3 protein-coding genes are annotated in these 2,243 nt (G+C 28.0%); all 3 read right to left on the bottom strand.

All coding sequences use genetic code 11. The features are described 5' to 3' along the window. Positions 1-366: hypothetical protein (locus ACVCZW_RS02835; RefSeq protein ID WP_452231599.1), on the bottom strand; the 366-nt coding region annotated here is incomplete at its 3' end. A gap of 59 nt (positions 367-425) precedes the next feature. Further along, positions 426-983: a hypothetical protein gene (locus ACVCZW_RS02830; protein ID WP_452231598.1), complete on the bottom strand. Its 558-nt coding sequence runs from the start codon at positions 981-983 to the stop codon at positions 426-428. Positions 984-1,990: 1,007 nt separating this feature from the next. Further along, positions 1,991-2,243: hypothetical protein (locus tag ACVCZW_RS02825; RefSeq protein WP_452231542.1), on the bottom strand; the 253-nt coding region annotated here is incomplete at its 5' end.

Raw genomic sequence — 2,243 nt, 5'->3', positions numbered from 1 at the left:
AAGTTTCAATCTTATGGTTGAATCTATCATCCCTTCATATCCATTTTTCAAATAAGGCAATGTTGTTGCTTTCCTAAATTTTCTAAACAACAAGGTATCTGCTAAGTCCACTTTTACTTTTTCGTAATAAAAATAATATCCCATTCTTTTTAAAGAGTCTATTTTATTCTTGACATCGATATAAAACAAATCCGTACCCAAATGAGCAATAGGAAAGAAAACAATTTGTTTCTCCTTTTTTGTCATTCGTTCTAATTTAATGGCATCATTAAACACTCCAATTCTCTCTAAATGGGAGTTGAACAATACACTTTTACAATTAAGAAAGAGAGCACTAATTAATAATAGGACTATAGTCTTTTTCATGTTTAAAAAGTTTAACCATATAAATGCCTTCCACATTTATATGGTTGTTATTATTATAATTATGGAAATAAAAGGTTTAATAAAAGCCCTAAAATTTCATCAGAATAATCTCCGAATATCTGATTCCACCAACAACCTAATTGATACCATCGGCATGGAGCTGCAGCTTTCCCGACGATAGAATTTGGGTAAGTACCTCCTGTCGGGTTTCCAAATAAGATTAAATCACCACTTTTTGATTTATTAGTTTTATTCTGGCTATTAACAAACATAAATGCTCTTGCAAATTCCTCTCCTGAATCATAGGTTAGAATATCTTTAGAACTCTTATTTTTAGACAAATAAGAGTAAGCTTTCCCTAACAATGCATTCCCTTCTTTCGTAATATTTTTATTATTTTTCCCAATTAAGACTAACTTGTATTCTTCGAAAGACATTCCTTTTTTATAAAAAGGCTTTACACTTTCAACAAACAAATTCATCCCTTGTCGAAGTTTAGTTTTAACATCTTCAATTTGTTCCTTTGAATATTCACTTTTTTGTGCATTCACATTAAATGAAACCAACATCAACAAAGCTATAGTGATAACTGACACTACATTTTTAAAATTTTTCATATTTATATATTTTAAATAAGATCACCTACTCTATACGTTTTTCGGTATGCACGGCTTTTTAAAGTGTGTAAGCTTTACACTCTTCAAAACAAACTGACTTTTATCTTATTTAAATTTTTTTGTATCTTTATACAAGATAAACACTGTTTATTTTGGTTTTAGCGAACCTATGAGAGCCTTTACCTAGTAGAGGCTTTCTCTTTTTTAGTTATTTCCTTTCTGTTTTGTATTCCACTTTTATGATTAACAATAACTAAATATAGAAAATTTTCTACATAAAACAAAATATTTATGCCTAAAGCACTAATTATTAGTTAATAAAACAAATCTTAATATTTAAAAAACATGGTTGTTTCCCGTTCCATCCTATCGTTTAGAAGACTTTTCTCAAGTTTAATGAACACTTCAAGAAAAAAATTTTTGGAATGAAGTGTTAATAATAATTGAATACTAACAATTACCCGTATTAAAAGTACAAATATCACATCTTCTTGTACCATATGATTTTTCACCAAAGGTAATTTCCTCCAATTGTTGTACTTCCTATTATCTTTTTCACTTCAGAAAAGACAAAGCTTGTGTTCAACACTAATAAGATAAAACAAACGTAGATTTATCTTATTTACGATAAACAATATTTAGCTTGGTTTCAGAAAACTTTTAAGAAACTAAAACTGAATAAAATATATCGTGTAGGTATGGAAAGTTGCATGTTTATATGCGAAGATTTCCCGAAGGAAAATCATTTCGAAATTTAATTATTCAGTTTTTTTCTGTCAATATATTTCATTAACAATCCGAATAATAATCCAGAAATTAGAGAAAGTATTATTCTTTTCCCTATTCGGTCCATTGTGAAATCTCCAGCTAAAAAATCAATAAAAATGTGTGAAAGTAGTATGAAAATCGCGAAAAATATGCCTTTGTAATACCAATTTAATTTTGTCATCATCATTTTTTATAAGTTTATTTACTATTTTGCTCACTATGAATGGAACTCCATTTATTCAATTATAACCTTTAGATAATAATTGTTTTTCAATTCCTGGGAAGTGATTCGCACCATAAATAATTGCTAGCTTTTTGAGAGTGCTTTTTTCCACTTCATTTACAACATGGTTATTTCGATAATGAAGAATTACTTCTTCTATAAATGTTTTATTTTTCTGTTGGTTTTCACAAATAGATTCTTCAAAAATAGAAGTTTCAAAATCACATGGTTCTAACATAATAGGACTGAAATTTTCCTCATAATGATTA

It is taken from the genome of Lacinutrix sp. MEBiC02595, assembly GCF_053601555.1.
Note: the sequence above shows the minus strand (reverse complement) of the source record. Positions and strands in the feature narration are given on the sequence as shown.

Excerpts from the sequence above, each read along its gene's own strand:
- ACVCZW_RS02830 (WP_452231598.1), bottom strand. The coding sequence starts at position 983 with ATGAAAAATTTTAAAAATGTAGTGTCAGTTATCACTATAGCTTTGTTG.